This window comes from Desulfotomaculum sp. OF05-3 (genome assembly GCF_003435535.1).
Taxonomy (GTDB): Bacteria; Bacillota; Clostridia; order Lachnospirales; family Lachnospiraceae; genus Pilosibacter; species Pilosibacter fragilis.
Genome location: NZ_QWGO01000006.1, coordinates 22,584 through 37,073, shown reverse-complemented (window position 1 = coordinate 37,073; position 14,490 = coordinate 22,584). Strand labels below are relative to the sequence as shown.

General features: G+C 49.8%; 17 protein-coding genes. 16 read left to right on the top strand and 1 reads right to left on the bottom strand.

Annotation, left to right across the window (positions count from 1 at the left end):
* Positions 1 to 264: 264 nt before the first annotated feature.
* The 10 genes from rplS to DXA87_RS04810 all read left to right on the top strand — a co-directional run bounded on the left by rplS (position 265) and on the right by DXA87_RS04810 (position 7,015).
* Complete coding sequence (gene rplS / locus DXA87_RS04855) at positions 265 to 612, top strand: 50S ribosomal protein L19 (RefSeq protein WP_015554340.1); 348 nt, start codon at positions 265 to 267, stop codon at positions 610 to 612.
* Positions 613 to 990: 378 nt separating this feature from the next.
* Positions 991 to 1,536 carry a signal peptidase I gene (lepB, locus tag DXA87_RS04850; RefSeq protein WP_015554341.1) on the top strand — a complete coding sequence of 182 codons (546 nt, stop codon included), beginning with the start codon at positions 991 to 993 and terminating at the stop codon, positions 1,534 to 1,536.
* Between the two features lie 24 nt (positions 1,537 to 1,560).
* Positions 1,561 to 2,424, top strand: coding sequence for a ribosome biogenesis GTPase YlqF (gene ylqF / locus DXA87_RS04845; RefSeq protein ID WP_117469555.1), 864 nt, complete (start codon positions 1,561 to 1,563; stop codon positions 2,422 to 2,424).
* 137 nt (positions 2,425 to 2,561) lie between these two features.
* Complete coding sequence (locus DXA87_RS04840; protein ID WP_117469556.1) at positions 2,562 to 3,206, top strand: ribonuclease HII; 645 nt, start codon at positions 2,562 to 2,564, stop codon at positions 3,204 to 3,206.
* Between the two features lie 96 nt (positions 3,207 to 3,302).
* Positions 3,303 to 3,656, top strand: coding sequence for a YraN family protein (locus tag DXA87_RS04835; RefSeq protein WP_117471779.1), 354 nt, complete (start codon positions 3,303 to 3,305; stop codon positions 3,654 to 3,656).
* A 51-nt stretch (positions 3,657 to 3,707) separates the two neighbouring features.
* The gene (gene pgeF, locus DXA87_RS04830; protein ID WP_117471780.1) at positions 3,708 to 4,574 is read left to right on the top strand and encodes a peptidoglycan editing factor PgeF; all 867 of its coding nucleotides are present in this window, start codon (positions 3,708 to 3,710) and stop codon (positions 4,572 to 4,574) included.
* 197 nt (positions 4,575 to 4,771) lie between these two features.
* Positions 4,772 to 4,984, top strand: coding sequence for an alpha/beta-type small acid-soluble spore protein (locus tag DXA87_RS04825; protein WP_117469559.1), 213 nt, complete (start codon positions 4,772 to 4,774; stop codon positions 4,982 to 4,984).
* 246 nt (positions 4,985 to 5,230) lie between these two features.
* A complete protein-coding gene (gene rsmD, locus DXA87_RS04820; protein ID WP_117469560.1) occupies positions 5,231 to 5,791 on the top strand; it encodes a 16S rRNA (guanine(966)-N(2))-methyltransferase RsmD in 561 nt (186 codons plus the stop codon).
* 114 nt (positions 5,792 to 5,905) lie between these two features.
* Entirely contained in the window at positions 5,906 to 6,403 is a 498-nt protein-coding gene (gene coaD / locus DXA87_RS04815) for a pantetheine-phosphate adenylyltransferase (protein WP_117503447.1), read from the top strand.
* Between the two features lie 21 nt (positions 6,404 to 6,424).
* Entirely contained in the window at positions 6,425 to 7,015 is a 591-nt protein-coding gene (locus tag DXA87_RS04810; RefSeq protein ID WP_117469561.1) for a vacuolar family H+-ATPase subunit H, read from the top strand.
* A gap of 43 nt (positions 7,016 to 7,058) precedes the next feature.
* Here DXA87_RS04810 and DXA87_RS04805 read toward each other — a convergent pair whose 3' ends face one another.
* Positions 7,059 to 8,126 carry a hypothetical protein gene (locus DXA87_RS04805; protein ID WP_117503446.1) on the bottom strand — a complete coding sequence of 356 codons (1,068 nt, stop codon included), beginning with the start codon at positions 8,124 to 8,126 and terminating at the stop codon, positions 7,059 to 7,061.
* A 378-nt stretch (positions 8,127 to 8,504) separates the two neighbouring features.
* On the opposite strand from DXA87_RS04805, the gene DXA87_RS04800 reads away from it, so the two are divergent.
* The 6 genes from DXA87_RS04800 (at position 8,505) to DXA87_RS04775 (ending at position 14,416) form a co-directional block, all read left to right on the top strand.
* Positions 8,505 to 9,251 (top strand): pseudouridine synthase, encoded by a 747-nt coding sequence (locus DXA87_RS04800; protein WP_343220151.1) that lies wholly within the window; start codon positions 8,505 to 8,507, stop codon positions 9,249 to 9,251.
* Entirely contained in the window at positions 9,248 to 9,904 is a 657-nt protein-coding gene (locus DXA87_RS04795) for an HAD family phosphatase (RefSeq protein WP_117469564.1), read from the top strand. Before DXA87_RS04800 ends, DXA87_RS04795 begins: the two co-directional genes overlap by 4 nt.
* Before the next feature lie 58 nt (positions 9,905 to 9,962).
* Entirely contained in the window at positions 9,963 to 11,933 is a 1,971-nt protein-coding gene (locus DXA87_RS04790) for a YgiQ family radical SAM protein (RefSeq protein ID WP_117503445.1), read from the top strand.
* Between the two features lie 77 nt (positions 11,934 to 12,010).
* Positions 12,011 to 12,775, top strand: a complete 765-nt coding sequence (locus tag DXA87_RS04785) for an SDR family NAD(P)-dependent oxidoreductase (RefSeq protein WP_117503444.1) — start codon at positions 12,011 to 12,013, stop codon at positions 12,773 to 12,775.
* Positions 12,776 to 12,836: 61 nt separating this feature from the next.
* Complete coding sequence (locus DXA87_RS04780) at positions 12,837 to 13,409, top strand: O-linked GlcNAc transferase-like protein (RefSeq protein ID WP_242998011.1); 573 nt, start codon at positions 12,837 to 12,839, stop codon at positions 13,407 to 13,409.
* A gap of 11 nt (positions 13,410 to 13,420) precedes the next feature.
* Positions 13,421 to 14,416: an RluA family pseudouridine synthase gene (locus tag DXA87_RS04775; protein ID WP_117503443.1), complete on the top strand. Its 996-nt coding sequence runs from the start codon at positions 13,421 to 13,423 to the stop codon at positions 14,414 to 14,416.
* Positions 14,417 to 14,490 lie beyond the last annotated feature (74 nt).

Sequence of the window (14,490 nt, the reverse complement as noted above, 5' to 3'; positions counted from 1 at the left end):
GGATGAAAAAGTGCTTATGCAAGCAAGCTTGCAACACACTTTCTCATTCAAACCAGCGCATGGCTGAACTGTAACAAATATTGTGCGATTTTTGAGAAAACCGCTTGCATTTTGGCTGACGGTATGGTAAAATACAAAACTGTGGTATCCGAAAGACGGGGAAATCCTGTCGATACGGAGGCTTAAATCATAAGAGATGGTCCGCTGCCGCAGGAAAAGATGATGCGGGTAAGAACATCGAATACTTTAAGGAGGTTCATATCAATGAACGACATTATCAAGAATATCGAAGCTGCACAGTTAAAAGAGTCTGTACCGAGCTTCAACGTAGGTGACACTGTAAGAGTATCCGCTAAGATCAAAGAGGGAAACCGTGAGAGAATCCAGGTTTTCGAGGGTACAGTTATCAAGAGACAGAACGGCGGCGTTAGAGAGACTTTCACAGTAAGAAAGAACTCCAACGGTATCGGCGTTGAGAAAACATGGCCGCTTCATTCCCCGTCTGTTGAGAACGTTGAGGTTGTTAGAAGAGGTAAAGTTCGTCGTGCGAAACTTTACTACTTAAGAACAAGAGTAGGTAAGGCAGCAAAGGTTAAAGAATTAGTAAAATAATTCATAACTGTACAGAGAGTCAGTAGATCAAAGGGGCAATGAAAATTGTCCCTTTGTTTTTAATGTAACAGGAAATTCCGAGGAATTCCCTGTTACATTAAAAGGCACTAACGTGCCAAGGATGCGCACTCGCGCGAAGATGTAGATTGTCGCAAGCGACCGCGCGAGGCGCGAGAATGTGCCAAGGCACATTCTTTTTATATGAAAGTGTTGTTAAGCGGATGACCAGACTGCGTACTTGCGCGCAAGGATGGGCAGACATTTGACAGCCAAGCCGATATAAGTAAGCAGGGCGATAGCCCGGATTACGAATTTTGGCGGCAATTGTGGGAGTGACTTAGTCACGGAACAATTGCCTTTCAGAGAGGGGGACTCGCCATGGAATTTTTTGAGGAAAAGGAATCGAACAGACTTCACCGGCTCACGGAATGGGCGGTCGACTGCGCAGTCATGGTTGCCCTTGCGTGTTATCTTGTGTTTTGTTTTGGAAGCAGGATTGAGATGAATGGAAGTTCCATGAAGCCCGTGCTGGAATCCGGAGATGTGGTATTGATGAACCGCCTGTCCTACGATATCGGGAAACCGAACCGGCTTGATGTCGTTGTGTTTGAGCGGGAAGGGCAGCAGCCTGGAATCAAGCGGATCATCGGACTTCCGGGGGAAACGGTCCAGATCAAAAACGGGTCCATCTATATCAATGGGGAACTCTTAAAGGCGCAGGACGGTCTTGGTGAGGCCACGATCGCCGGGGCAGCCGAATATCCGGTGGAGCTTGGGGAGGATGAATATTTTCTCCTGGGAGACAACCGGGAATCAAGTGAAGACAGCCGGTTTTCCGGCATTGGAAATATAAAACGGGAAAATCTCATCGGACGCGTCTGGCTGCGGTTTCAGCCATTTTCCAGACTTGGTTTCGTCCGGTAGCAGGAAAGGACGGAGACAATTACTATGAATATACAGTGGTATCCAGGCCATATGACAAAGGCGAAACGCGCCATGAAAGAGGACGTGAAGCTTGTAGACCTCGTGATCGAGCTCGTGGACGCGCGCGCGCCGTTAGCCAGCCGCAACCCGGATATTGACAGTCTCGCAGCTGGAAAAGGCCGTGTGATCCTTTTAAACAAGGCAGATCTCGCTTCTGAGAAGGCAAACGCGGTGTGGATCACTTACTTTGAGAGTCAGGGTTTCCAGGTCATGAAGATCGACGCGAGGGCGAAGGCAACCTTAAAGCAATTGAATGCCCTGATCCAGGAGGCATGTAAGGAGAAGATCGAGCGCGACAGAAGACGCGGAATCTTAAACCGCCCGGTGCGCGCCATGGTGGTGGGGATCCCGAACGTGGGAAAATCCACCTTCATCAACAGCTTTGCCGGAAAGGCGGCTGCGAAGACCGGAAATAAGCCTGGCGTCACAAAAGGAAACCAGTGGATCCGCTTAAACAAGCAGGTGGAGCTTCTTGACACCCCAGGGATCTTATGGCCGAAATTTGAGGACCAGAGAGTGGGACTTTTACTGGCATTTTTAGGTTCCATCAACGATGAGATCCTGGAAAAAGATGAGCTGGCATCCGAGCTTGCGGACTATCTTAGGAATATCACTCCGGGACTCTTAAAGGAGCGCTATGGAATCGAGGAGGACGGAAAGAAGCCGTATGAGCTTCTCGATGAGATCGCGGCAGCCCGCGCATGCCTGACGAAAGGCGGGGTGAATGATCTCACGAAGGCTGCGAGACTGCTGCTCGATGAATTCCGGGGTGGAAAGCTTGGAAGGATTACGCTGGAGATGCCGGAAAAGAAAGAAGAAGCGGAATAATATAAAACTCTGAAAATGCAGAGGTGTGCAGATATTTCCCGGAATTATTCAGATGATGACTGTTTTGATGAAATGAAAGGGGAGAAGCTGCGCATGCAGGCAGAGAAATTATGTGAGGATAAGGAGCTGGGCAGAATATGGCAAGACGGGTGCTGACGGGAGAAAAACTTGAGAAGGAACTGGAACGTCTCTCTCTTATGCGGGAATTCGAGAGACAGTATGAGGACTGCGCATTCATCTGTGGAATCGATGAGGCAGGCCGTGGACCTCTTGCGGGTCCTGTAGCAGCCGGTGCGGCGATTCTGCCGAAGGATTGCCAGATCCTTTATCTGAATGACTCAAAGAAGCTCTCTGAGAGCCGACGGGAGGAACTATTCCTGGAGATCAAGGAGAAAGCCATCGCCTGGTCGGTGGGGATCGTGGGTCCGGAGCGGATTGATGAGATCAACATCTTGCAGGCAACCTACGAGGCGATGCGACAGGCCATCTCGAAGCTCGATCCGGTGCCGCAGGTCCTCTTAAACGACGCGGTGACGATCCCGGGCGTTGCGATTCCCCAGGTGCCGATCATCAAGGGCGACGCGAAGAGCGTTTCTATCGCGGCAGCCAGCATCCTCGCAAAGGTGACCAGGGACCATATGATGGAGGAGTACGATAAAGATTATCCGGAGTATGGTTTCGCGAAGCATAAAGGATACGGAACTCCGGCGCATATCACGGCGCTCAAGGAGTTTGGTCCGACACCGATCCACAGACGGACGTTTATTACCAAATTCGTATAAATTGGCAGGCTCGAGGATCAGGTGTAAAGAGAGAATAAAAATGTTTATGCGGCTGCAGGAGATGAGCTGTATGACTGCATTGTCATAAATCGGGGGATGAGCGTGACAAAGAATAATCGGGCAACAGGCAGCATCTATGAAGAAAAGATCGCTGCCTTTTTAAAACAGAACGGATTTATGATCCTGGAGAGGAATTACCGCTGCAAGCAGGGCGAGATCGATATTATCGCGAAGGATGGAAAATATTTCGTGTTTATCGAGGTGAAATTCCGCGCCAGCGGCTCGGCTGGTTTTTCACTGGAAGCCATCGACCACAGGAAGGCCATGCGGATCCGGAATGCAGCGGTGTATTATCTGTTTTCCCATCAATTTCCGGAGGAGACTCCGTGCCGGTTTGATGCGGCGGGGATCGATGGGGAAGAGATCACATATATCAGAAACGCTTTTTAATGAAATAGTCTTATGTTTTTTGCATGAGATATCTCGGAAAGGGGAAAATTTATGAATCAGTGGATCAGAAAAACAGATGCGGCGGATCATATGAGAGAAGTGACAAAGAGCGGTGTCACATATCTGACATTTCCGGTACTTGATGCCACGGGAATCGTCACTCACGCGTTCTCCACGAGAATGGGCGGTGTCAGCGAGGGCTGGTATTCGACCATGAATTTTTCCTTTACCCGCGGTGATAACCGGGAACATGTGCTGGAGAATTACAGCAGGATGGCGGCGGCTCTCGGTGTAGACCGGGAAAAAATGGTCTTAACCTGGCAGACCCACACGACAAATATCCGAGTCGTCTCCGCGGATGATCTCGGAAAAGGCGTTGTGAAGGACCGGGACTACCGGGATATCGACGGACTTTTGACGAACATGCCGGGCGTGACGCTTGTGACATTTTTTGCGGACTGTGTCCCGTTATATTTTGTAGATCCGAAACACCATGCCATTGGTCTCGCACATTCCGGCTGGCGAGGAACCGTGAACCGCATGGGGGAAAAGATGATACATGCGATGAAGCAGGAATACGGAACTGTCCCGGAAGACCTGATCTGCTGCGTGGGACCGAGTATCTGCAGCGACTGTTATGAGGTCGGGGAAGATGTGGCGGACAACTTCCGTGATGCATTTTCGAAAGAGGATTGTGAACACATTGTCTTCCCGTCTAAGAGCGGCGTGATCGGGAAGCGTCAGCTGGATCTCTGGGAGGCAAATCGCCGAATCCTGATGGAAGCCGGAGTGCCGTCAAAGAATATTTCCGTCACAGATATCTGCACAAAGTGCAACCCGGATAAGCTGTTTTCCCACAGGGCGATGGGGGAGAAACGAGGGAATCTCTGCGCGTTTCTTGCACTTAAAGAGAGATAAAAAGTCTCGAAGCCGCTGATATTGAATTGCAGGCAGAGCCGACAGACAGCACGAAGTGGTTGAATTGCAAGAAAACGACATTTCACACAAAACCTTCCAGTGTATTATTTTTCAGGACGATCATACTAGGAACGTACCATCAAACATGCCCGATGCGAAAGCAGTAAAAGGCATTACACTAAAAGGAGGCGTATCTTATGTCTAACACAAGCAGTTCTTCTAACCGTGTAGTAGTTCCGGAAGCAAAGGAAGCGATGGACAAATTCAAAATGGAGATCGCAGATGAGCTCGGAGTACCGCTCACAAACGGCTACAACGGCAATCTGACTTCTTACCAGAACGGCAGCGTCGGCGGCTATATGGTCAAGAAGATGATCGAAGAGCAGGAAAAGAAGATGGCAGGTAAATAAAGCCTGAGCATCCGGAAAGCCTTCGCAGGAAAGACGGGACCTCATCAGTTCCATCTGCCCTGTGAGGGCTTTTTCCGTGTCACGGTTCACGCCTTGCGCAGACAGTAACTGAGTATGTTACAGCAAAAAATACTTGTATAATAGAAAAAATGCGATTATAATGGGTATGCTTTCTTGCGGTCAGCGCAGCAAGTGCGCAGACCTGCTGAACAGTTACGAATAATTGCAGTATTCAGAGGTTGAAATATGAGAGTGATTGCAGGCAGCGCGAGACGGCTGCTTTTAAAGACGGTGGATGGAATGGAGACAAGACCCACCACGGACCGGATAAAAGAGACCCTGTTCAATATGCTTCAGAATGACCTTTACGGGGCAAGATTCCTGGATCTTTTCGCGGGAAGCGGCGCGATCGGGATCGAGGCATTAAGCCGCGGGGCGAAGGAAGCGGTCTTTGTCGATAAGGGTGACGGACAGATTTCCTGCATCCGGGAGAATTTAAAGACAACCCACCTGGAAGAAAAGGCCAGGGTCATGTCTGCGGATGTGACAGAGGCAGTTCGGAGACTTGACCGGGATGGAAAGTCGTTTGACTTTATCTTTATGGATCCACCGTACCGGATGGATCTTCCGAAAAAAGTCCTTGAGGCATTAAAGGATACCTGTCTCGCGGACGAAGAGACGCTGATCATCGCTGAGGAAGCTCTTGACGTGGATTTTTCCTGGGCTGGTGCACTCGGGTATGAGATCGTGAAGATCAAAGAATATAAGACGAATAAACATGTTTTCCTTAAGATTAAGAAAGTGTAATGAAGTGACCAGTACGAATGACAGATCACAGGCTGGAAATTGCCAGAACAAAGCCAGAAAAAACACATAAAATGAGGAGATAAACCGCAGCAGCCTGCGGCATAGACAAAAATCATGAAGACAGCAATCTATCCGGGAAGTTTTGACCCGGTCACACTGGGACATATCGACGTTATCAAGAGGGCATCAAAATTATTCGATCATCTGATCATCGGCGTTCTCAATAATCGCGCGAAAACGCCATTGTTTTCTGTGGAAGAACGTGTTAAGATGTTAGAAGAGGTCACAAAAGACATTCCGAACGTGGAGGTAAAGAGCTTTGCGGGACTTACCGTTGACTTTGCAAAGGAATGCAACGCCAACGCCGTTGTCCGTGGACTCCGCGCGATCACTGACTTCGAATATGAACTCCAGATCGCCCAGTTAAACCGCGTGATGGATACCAGCATAGACACAGTATTTCTGACCACGAGCCTTGAGTACGCGTACTTAAGTTCCAGTACCGTAAAGGAAGTTGCGGCTTACGGCGGGGATATTTCGAATTTTGTAACACCTTATGTGGCGGATGAAGTACATAAGAGACTGTGTGAGAGACAAGGCAGTCAGGTGTAAGGGAAAGGAAAAGGAAACGACATGAGCAGAATTGAACAGTTAATCAATGAAATTGAGGAATATATCGACAGCTGTAAATTTCAGCCGTTATCTACAACAAAGATCATCGTAAACAAAGAGGAGCTGGACGAGCTTTTAGTGGAGCTTCGCTTAAGAATCCCGGATGAGATCAAGCAGTATCAGAAGATCATCAGCAACCAGGATGCGATCCTCTCTGATGCCCACAGCAAGGCAGACGCAATGCTCGCAGAGGCAACGGCCCAGACAAACGAGCTTGTAAACGAGCACGAGATCATGCAGAGAGCTTACGCCCAGGCAAATGAGATCATCGAGCAGGCCCAGGCCCAGGCCCAGACTATCGTTGACAACGCAGTCGCTGACGCAAACAGTGTCCGTCAGGGATCTATCCAGTACACAGATGATATGTTAAAGAGCCTTCAGACAATTATGAACCACACAATGGAAGGCGCCCAGGGCCGCTTCGACGCGTTCATGAACTCCATGAAGTCCAGCTACGATATCGTTTCCTCCAACAGAAAGGAACTTTCCTCCGGAATCATCACAGAGAAAGAGGAAGACGCTGCGCCGGAGACCGATGGTAAGAACGCTTAATGCAGTCAGTCTGTACAGAATCGCTGATGGAAACAAAACGAATTTAAAATATGGAAAAACGCAGAACACCGGTGAGGACTGCCATGACGGCAGCTGTCAGGGAGGCGTGGGCAATTTTCCAGAGAAGATACTGCCGGATGGAGAGTCCGGCAGTTTTTTCGTGCACAGAATTCTGCCGGCCGCCGCAGGAGATCGTCCTGCCGGCGGATCCCGATGAGGATCGGTGTATCCGGATCACTGCATTTGTCTGCGACATGGCGGAAAAGCCGCCGAAAGAGAATATGGCAGCAGCTGCGATAGCGGAATATGGATATGTAAGAGAATCGCTGACAGTACGGATCCCCGTTGTGATCTCCATTGCGCCAGAGAAAAACAGACGGGCTGGGGCTGGAATCTCAGGAGTATTCCGGATCACAAGGATCAAAATGGAATAAAAGATCAGGTAGCCGCCGATCTTTACAAGAATCTCTGCGGAATTCAGGATCGCGGCATCCAGGGAAAGTGCAGAACTGGACGATTTATCTGATCGTGTGTGCTTTGAAGAAAACGCATTGGCGGAATTCGGAGTTGGATGTTGTTGGGAAATACCGGAATTTTCCGGGATGGATTCAGGACTAAAAGGAGCGTGATAAATGAAGTGTGCCGGGATAGCGAGCAGCAGGAGCGGCATGTAAATGGCAAAGACAAAGCAAAAAAGCGGTAACTGAGCGGCAAACATGGGATAAACGAAACCTGCGAGAAACATGGGACTCGGGTGATTACAGAGGGCGAAGAGAAACTTTGCCTCGCTGGAGCTGAGCCGCCTTTCCGCGAGAAAGTCTGCGCACGTTTTTGCGCCCATAGGGCAGCCGCAGAGGAGCCCTGTGAGGAGAACATACCATCCGTCTGCTGACAGCCCGCAGAAACGGAAAACCACCGTAAACGGCTGCATAAGCCAGGAGATCCCGCCGGAGGCAGAGAGAATGGAGGACAGAACCATAAATGGAAACAGCGCCGGTACCACTGCAGAATACCACAAAAGAAGTCCTGCTGCTGCACCTTTTGTCACAAGGCCCGCGTGAAAGATCATAAAAAGCAGGGAGAAAAGAGCCAGGATTGATGTCTTTATCATAAATACTCCTAATGAGGATATTTAGATCAGGTTTACCGGGTGCCCCAGATAGTTACAGTTCAGCCATTACATCTTCTTGTTTTCATATTCATGAAAACAAGAAGCCTGGTGGTTCCACCATATGCTGATTTGGATGAAAAAGTGCTTATGCAAGCAAGCTTGCAACACACTTTCTCATTCAAACCAGCGCATGGCTGAACTGTAACACCAGATAAACTCTTTCTATTATTTTCATTGTACTTTCACCGGAATTTTGATATGATAAAGATAGTGTGCTTTTTTATTTAAAAGTCCATATTTTCCGGGAATTCTGCATTTCCCAATAGAATGAATACGGACTGGACCAGAAAAGCACGGGATTCGGAAGGAGAGAAATACTTGGAAAAAGCAATCCGGTTGGATAAATATCTGGCTGATATGGGAAAAGGGACGAGGACGGAGCTCAAGGAGATGATTCGGAGAGGACGGATCACGGTGAACGGTGTGATTGTAAAAAAGCCTGAGACGAAGATAAAGAAAGGCGAAGACACGATCTGTCTTGACAATGCGCCGGTAGAATACGTGGAACTGGAATATTACCTTTTAAATAAACCTCAGGGCGTGATCTCCGCGACGGAGGACCGCCGCAGAAAGACCGTGGTGGATCTTATCGATGAAAAAAGCCGAAAAGACCTGTTCCCGGTGGGCCGTCTTGATATCGATACAGAAGGTCTGCTTCTCATCACAAACGATGGGGCGCTGGCCCACCGTCTTCTCTCACCGGGACATCACGTGGATAAGGTGTATGAGGCGAGATGCGAGGGCTTTGTCCCAGATGAGGCGGTAGATAAGTTCCGGGAAGGAATGACGCTTGCGGACGGACTTTCCTGTATGCCTGCGGAGCTGGAGATCTTAGAGAGAAGAGCGGAGGACCGGAAGACGGGGACAGCGGCGGAGAGTCTCGTGCGGCTCACGCTTCACGAGGGGAAATTCCATCAGGTTAAGCGCATGATGGAGGAGACCGGCTGTCCGGTGCTTCACTTAAAACGCTTGTCTATGGGGCCGCTGAAGCTCGATGATGCTTTAAAGACCGGGGAATACCGGAAACTGACGGATAAAGAACGGGAGTTGTTGGAAAACTTATGATAAAGAATTTTTTGGAAAATAAAAAGGCGGTGCTTTTTGATCTGGATGGGACTCTGGTGGATTCCATGTGGATGTGGGAGGCGATCGATATCGAATTTTTGGGAGCTTACGGCTATGAATGCCCGGACGATATCCAGAGAGCGATCGAGGGAATGAGCTTTTCGGAGACGGCGGTATATTTTAAGGAGCGGTTTGATCTCCCGTTAAGCCTTGACGAGATTAAGGCAGTCTGGACCCGGATGTCGATCGACAAGTACCGTCATGAAGTACCCTTGAAGCCGGGTGTGCTGGAATTTTTGAAATACTGCAAGGAGAACGGGATCCGCACAGGAATCGGGACCAGCAACGGAAGCGAGATCGTAGATGCGGTCCTGACATCTTTGAAGGTGAAAGAATACTTTGATGCGGTGGTGACAGCCTGTGAGGTGGCTCACGGAAAGCCGGAGCCGGATATCTACCTCGAAGTCGCAAAACGTCTTGGTGTGCAACCGGAGAACTGCCTCGTGTTTGAGGATATCCCGGCGGGGATCATGGCAGGCAAAGCGGCGGGGATGCCGGTGATCGCCATGGAGGATGATTTTTCGGCAGATCTGATGGATGAGAAGAGAGCGCTTGCGGATGCGGTGATCTCCGATTACAGAGAATTACTATAGTTTTTATAAGATTGGCTCATTTGCCGGTTCAACGATAAAATGAATAAGGACATAACATATGATACATGATTTTCTCCCGGTATGCCGGGCAGATATGGAAAAAAGAGGCTGGGACCAGTGCGATTTCGTCTATGTTTGCGGAGACGCCTATGTGGACCATCCGTCCTTCGGTTCCGCAATCATCAGCCGTGTGCTGGAATCCTACGGATACAAGGTCGGGATCATCGCCCAGCCGGACTGGAAGGACAAAGAGAGCGTCCAGGTTCTCGGAAGACCGCGTCTCGGCTTCCTCGTGAGCGCCGGAAATATGGACTCCATGGTAAACCATTATTCCGTCTCAAAGAGACGCCGCGATAAGGATTCCTACACGCCGGGCGGTGTTATGGGAAAGCGGCCGGATTACGCGGCAGTGGTCTACTGCAACCTGATCCGTTCCGTTTATAAGGATATTCCCATCGTGATCGGCGGGATCGAGGCGAGTTTACGGCGCCTGGCCCACTATGATTACTGGTCGAACAAGGTGAAGCACTCGATTCTTGTGGATTCCCAGGCAGACCTGATCTCCTACGGAATGGGCGAGAAGTCTATCGTTGAGATCGCGGACGCGCTGAACTCCGGTCTTGATGTGAAGGATATCACATTTATCGACGGAACTGTCTATAAGACGGACAGTCTGGATTCCGTATACGATGCGGTTACCCTGCCGTCCTATGATGAGATCAAAACAGATAAGAGACGTTATGCGGAAAGCTTCAATATCCAGTATAAAAATACGGATGCCTTCTCGGGAAAACGTCTTGTGGAGCAGTACCGGGACAACCTTTATGTTGTCCAGAACCCACCGGCAAAACCGCTTTCTGTTCAGGAGATGGATGATGTCTACGCACTTCCTTATATGAGGCGGTGGCATCCGTCCTACGATGCGGCAGGCGGGATCCCGGCGTTCTCGGAGGTGAAATTCAGCCTGATCAGCAACCGTGGCTGCTTCGGCGGCTGCAGCTTCTGTGCGCTGACGTTCCATCAGGGGCGTATTATTCAGGTACGAAGCCACGAATCGATCATCGATGAGGCGAAATACCTGACAAAGGAACCTGATTTTAAGGGATACATCCACGATGTGGGCGGCCCGACGGCGAACTTCCGCTTTCCGGCCTGCAAAAAACAGCTGAAATACGGAGCATGTCCTGGAAAACAGTGCCTCTTCCCGAAGCCGTGCGAAAACCTGATCGCGGATCATACGGATTATATCGCCCTCTTAAGAAAACTCCGGGCGCTGCCGAAGGTGAAGAAGGTATTTATCCGTTCCGGCATCCGTTTTGACTATGTTCTCGCGGACAAGAAAAAGGATTTTTTAAGAGAACTCTGCATGTACCATGTCAGCGGACAGCTGAAGGTTGCCCCGGAACATGTCTCGGATCAGGTGCTCAGACTTCTCGGAAAGCCGGAGAATTCCGTCTATGAGAAGTTTGCTCAGGAATATAAAAAGATGAATGAGAAGCTGGGCTTAAAGCAGTATCTCGTTCCATACCTGATGTCCTCCCACCCGGGTTCCACCTTGAAAGAGGCGGTGGAGCTTGCGGAACACTTAAGGGATCTTGGATACATGCCGGAGCAGGTACAGGATTTTTACCCGACACCGTCGACGATCTCTACATGTATGTACTATACAGGGCTGGATCCGCGGACGATGGAACCGGTCTATGTGCCGACGAACCCGCATGAGAAGGCGATGCAGCGTGCCCTGATCCAGTACCGGAATCCGGACAACTATGATCTTGTAAAAGAGGCACTGATCAAGGCCGGAAGAGAGGATCTCATCGGATTTGACCAGAAATGCCTGATCAAGCCAAGGAAGATGACGAAGGACATCGCAGATAGAAAAAAAGTCGGAACGAGGACCGGAAAAAAGCCCGGGAACGGGAAAACGGAAGGAAAAGGTCGCCAGGTCTTATCCGGCAGAGCAAAGGGAATGGCCGGACAGACCGGTGGGAGAAGACCGAAGCCGAAGCAGGGAGGACGAAAGAAATAACGGCGTTATCCTGCACGGATCTGTAAAAAGATGAGCATTGATACAGCTCGACCATGTTTTTTAGAAAGGCAGATTTCATGAGTGGAAAAAAGATTGCGATCGTGACCGGCGCGTCGTCGGGAATGGGAAGAGAGATGGTGTATCTCCTTGCGGATCATTTTGCGGCACTGGAGGAGATCTGGGTCATCGCCAGACGAAAGGACCGCTTGGAGGAACTTGTTGGAAAGGTTCCTGTGTCCTTGCGGATCCTGTCGTTCGATCTTTCAAGTGAGGAAGACCTTCGCATGCTTTCCGGACTTTTAGAGCAGGAACAGCCGAATGTGAAGATCCTTGTAAACGGCGCGGGATACGGAAAGACAGGTGCCGCGGGAACGATCTCGCGCGGTCTTTCCACCGGAATGGTACGGTTAAACGATGAAGCTCTGGTGGCGGTGACGGAGATGGTACTTCCGTATATCTCAAGGAACAGCCGGATCATCCAGTTTGCCTCCGCAGCGGCGTTTATGCCGCAGCCGGGATTCGCGGTCTATGCCGCGTCAAAGTCCTTTGTGCTGAGCTACAGCCGGGCTCTGGCTGCCGAGTTAAAAAAGAGGGAGATCTATGTGACAGCGGTTTGTCCGGGACCGGTCGAGACGGAGTTTTTCGGGATCGCACTCAATGGAGGAAAGCTTGCACCTATCAAGAAACTCACGATGGCAGATCCGAAAAAAGTAGTGAAAAAAGCTCTCCTGGACAGTATGAAGGGCAAACGGATCTCGGTATATGGCCCGTGGATGAAAGCATTCTATGTTCTCTGCCGGATCGTTCCGCATGAGATCCTGATGGGGTTTATCAACTGGTAACCTCCGACTGCGGGACAGAGCACTGAAAATTTACAAAGTATAGCAGAAAAGAGGGAAAAACTTGAAATTACGACTGGAAAAAGGAACTTACCGTTACCGTACCGCCCACAAGAAACGTCAGCTTTTCTTTGTGGTACTGTTTATTCTGGCGATTGTTGCGCAGCTTATTTTAAGAAACTTTATCACGGAGCAGATCTATAAAAATCTTGTCACGATCAGTGCGATCCTCACGGTGCTGCCGATGGCAAACCTCGCGTCCCCACTGGTGGTTGCAGCGAGGATCCCGGAGGTCCCGGCGGAATTTCACGACGCGTGTGTTCCATACGAGGAGAAATTTCCGATCTTATACGATCTGATCATTACATCGAATGACCTGATCATGCCGGTGGACGCTGCGGTCGTCCATCCGACCGGGGTCTACCTCTACTGTCCGAACAAAAACGTGGACAGGAGGAAGGCGGAAAAATTCTTAAACGAGATGCTGGTGGGCTGGAAGCTGGACGGAAATGCGAAGGTCATGAACGAGGAGAAAAAGTTCCTACGGAGGCTTTCTGAGCTTAAGACCGTCACAGAGGAAGAGGATGACGGAAGCGCTCCGCATGTTTTAAAGTTATTAAAGAGTCTTTCCATGTAGGGGAATAAAAAATGAGAGAGATCGTGATTGAAAAGAACGAGGCGGGACAGCGCCTGGATAAATTTCTCGCGAAGTACATGAATGAGGCGTCGAAGAGCTTTTTCTATAAGATGATGCGCAAGAAGAACATCACGCTGAACGGGAAAAAGTGTGAGGGAAATGAAAAACTCGCCGAGGGCGATGTCGTGAAGCTGTTTCTTGCGGAGGACACCATCGAAAAATTTTCCAGTGTTCAGGTGCAGGAGGTAAAGAAAGTAGATCTCGATATTCTCTATGAGGATGACGAGATCATTCTGGTCAACAAACCGGCGGGTATGCTGTCGCAGAAGGCTAAGGAGACCGATGAATCTCTGGTGGAGTATCTGATCGATTATCTTTTGGGGAGCGGCAAGCTCACGGAGAGCGGGCTCCGCGCGTTCCGCCCTTCGGTCTGCAACCGTCTGGACCGGAATACCAGCGGTATCGTGGCTGCAGGAAAATCTTTGGCGGGGCTTCAGATGCTTTCCGGCGTGTTTAAAGACCGCTCGATCCATAAGTATTATCAGTGTCTTGTATCCGGCGAGATCCGGGACGTGAAGACGGTGGACGGCTGGCTTTTAAAGGATGAGAAGAAGAATCAGGTGCGGATCCTCACGGATGTGGAGGCAAAACGATTTGAAGGAAAAGGCGGAGACGAGGAGCCGAAACGGATCCGGACAAAATATGAGCCGATCGCAACGGATGGAAGGTTTACGCTGCTCAGAGTGACACTTCTGACCGGACGTTCCCATCAGATCCGCGCCCATTTAGCATCTCTTGGGCATCCGATCGTAGGGGATTTCAAGTACGGCGGAGTTTCGAAAGTCAACCCATCAGGGCGGACCGTGAAGTATCAGCTCTTACATTCTTACCGTCTGGAGTTTCCGAAACTTGCGGAACCGTTTGCCTATCTTTCTATGAAGGTGTTTGAGGCGCCGCTGCCGGGATATTTCGGTTCGGTACTGAAAGAGACCGGGATCAGGTTGTAAAACTTGGCAGCACCGGACAGGCATGTGACAAACAAATGGTTGACATAAAAAACTTATGTAAATCATTCAAAAAT

What these genes read in the sequence shown, in the direction of transcription:
- DXA87_RS04790 (WP_117503445.1), top strand. Translation starts at nt 9,963, where the DNA reads ATGATACATGATTTTCTCCCGGTATGCCGGGCAGATATGGAAAAAAGA.
- DXA87_RS04840 (WP_117469556.1), top strand. Translation starts at nt 2,562, where the DNA reads ATGGCAAGACGGGTGCTGACGGGAGAAAAACTTGAGAAGGAACTGGAA.
- DXA87_RS04805 (WP_117503446.1), bottom strand. Translation starts at nt 8,126, where the DNA reads ATGATAAAGACATCAATCCTGGCTCTTTTCTCCCTGCTTTTTATGATC.
- ylqF (WP_117469555.1), top strand. Translation starts at nt 1,561, where the DNA reads ATGAATATACAGTGGTATCCAGGCCATATGACAAAGGCGAAACGCGCC.
- DXA87_RS04785 (WP_117503444.1), top strand. Translation starts at nt 12,011, where the DNA reads ATGAGTGGAAAAAAGATTGCGATCGTGACCGGCGCGTCGTCGGGAATG.
- DXA87_RS04825 (WP_117469559.1), top strand. Translation starts at nt 4,772, where the DNA reads ATGTCTAACACAAGCAGTTCTTCTAACCGTGTAGTAGTTCCGGAAGCA.
- DXA87_RS04775 (WP_117503443.1), top strand. Translation starts at nt 13,421, where the DNA reads ATGAGAGAGATCGTGATTGAAAAGAACGAGGCGGGACAGCGCCTGGAT.
- lepB (WP_015554341.1), top strand. Translation starts at nt 991, where the DNA reads ATGGAATTTTTTGAGGAAAAGGAATCGAACAGACTTCACCGGCTCACG.
- rsmD (WP_117469560.1), top strand. Translation starts at nt 5,231, where the DNA reads ATGAGAGTGATTGCAGGCAGCGCGAGACGGCTGCTTTTAAAGACGGTG.
- DXA87_RS04835 (WP_117471779.1), top strand. Translation starts at nt 3,303, where the DNA reads ATGAGCGTGACAAAGAATAATCGGGCAACAGGCAGCATCTATGAAGAA.
- rplS (WP_015554340.1), top strand. Translation starts at nt 265, where the DNA reads ATGAACGACATTATCAAGAATATCGAAGCTGCACAGTTAAAAGAGTCT.
- DXA87_RS04795 (WP_117469564.1), top strand. Translation starts at nt 9,248, where the DNA reads ATGATAAAGAATTTTTTGGAAAATAAAAAGGCGGTGCTTTTTGATCTG.
- coaD (WP_117503447.1), top strand. Translation starts at nt 5,906, where the DNA reads ATGAAGACAGCAATCTATCCGGGAAGTTTTGACCCGGTCACACTGGGA.
- DXA87_RS04810 (WP_117469561.1), top strand. Translation starts at nt 6,425, where the DNA reads ATGAGCAGAATTGAACAGTTAATCAATGAAATTGAGGAATATATCGAC.
- pgeF (WP_117471780.1), top strand. Translation starts at nt 3,708, where the DNA reads ATGAATCAGTGGATCAGAAAAACAGATGCGGCGGATCATATGAGAGAA.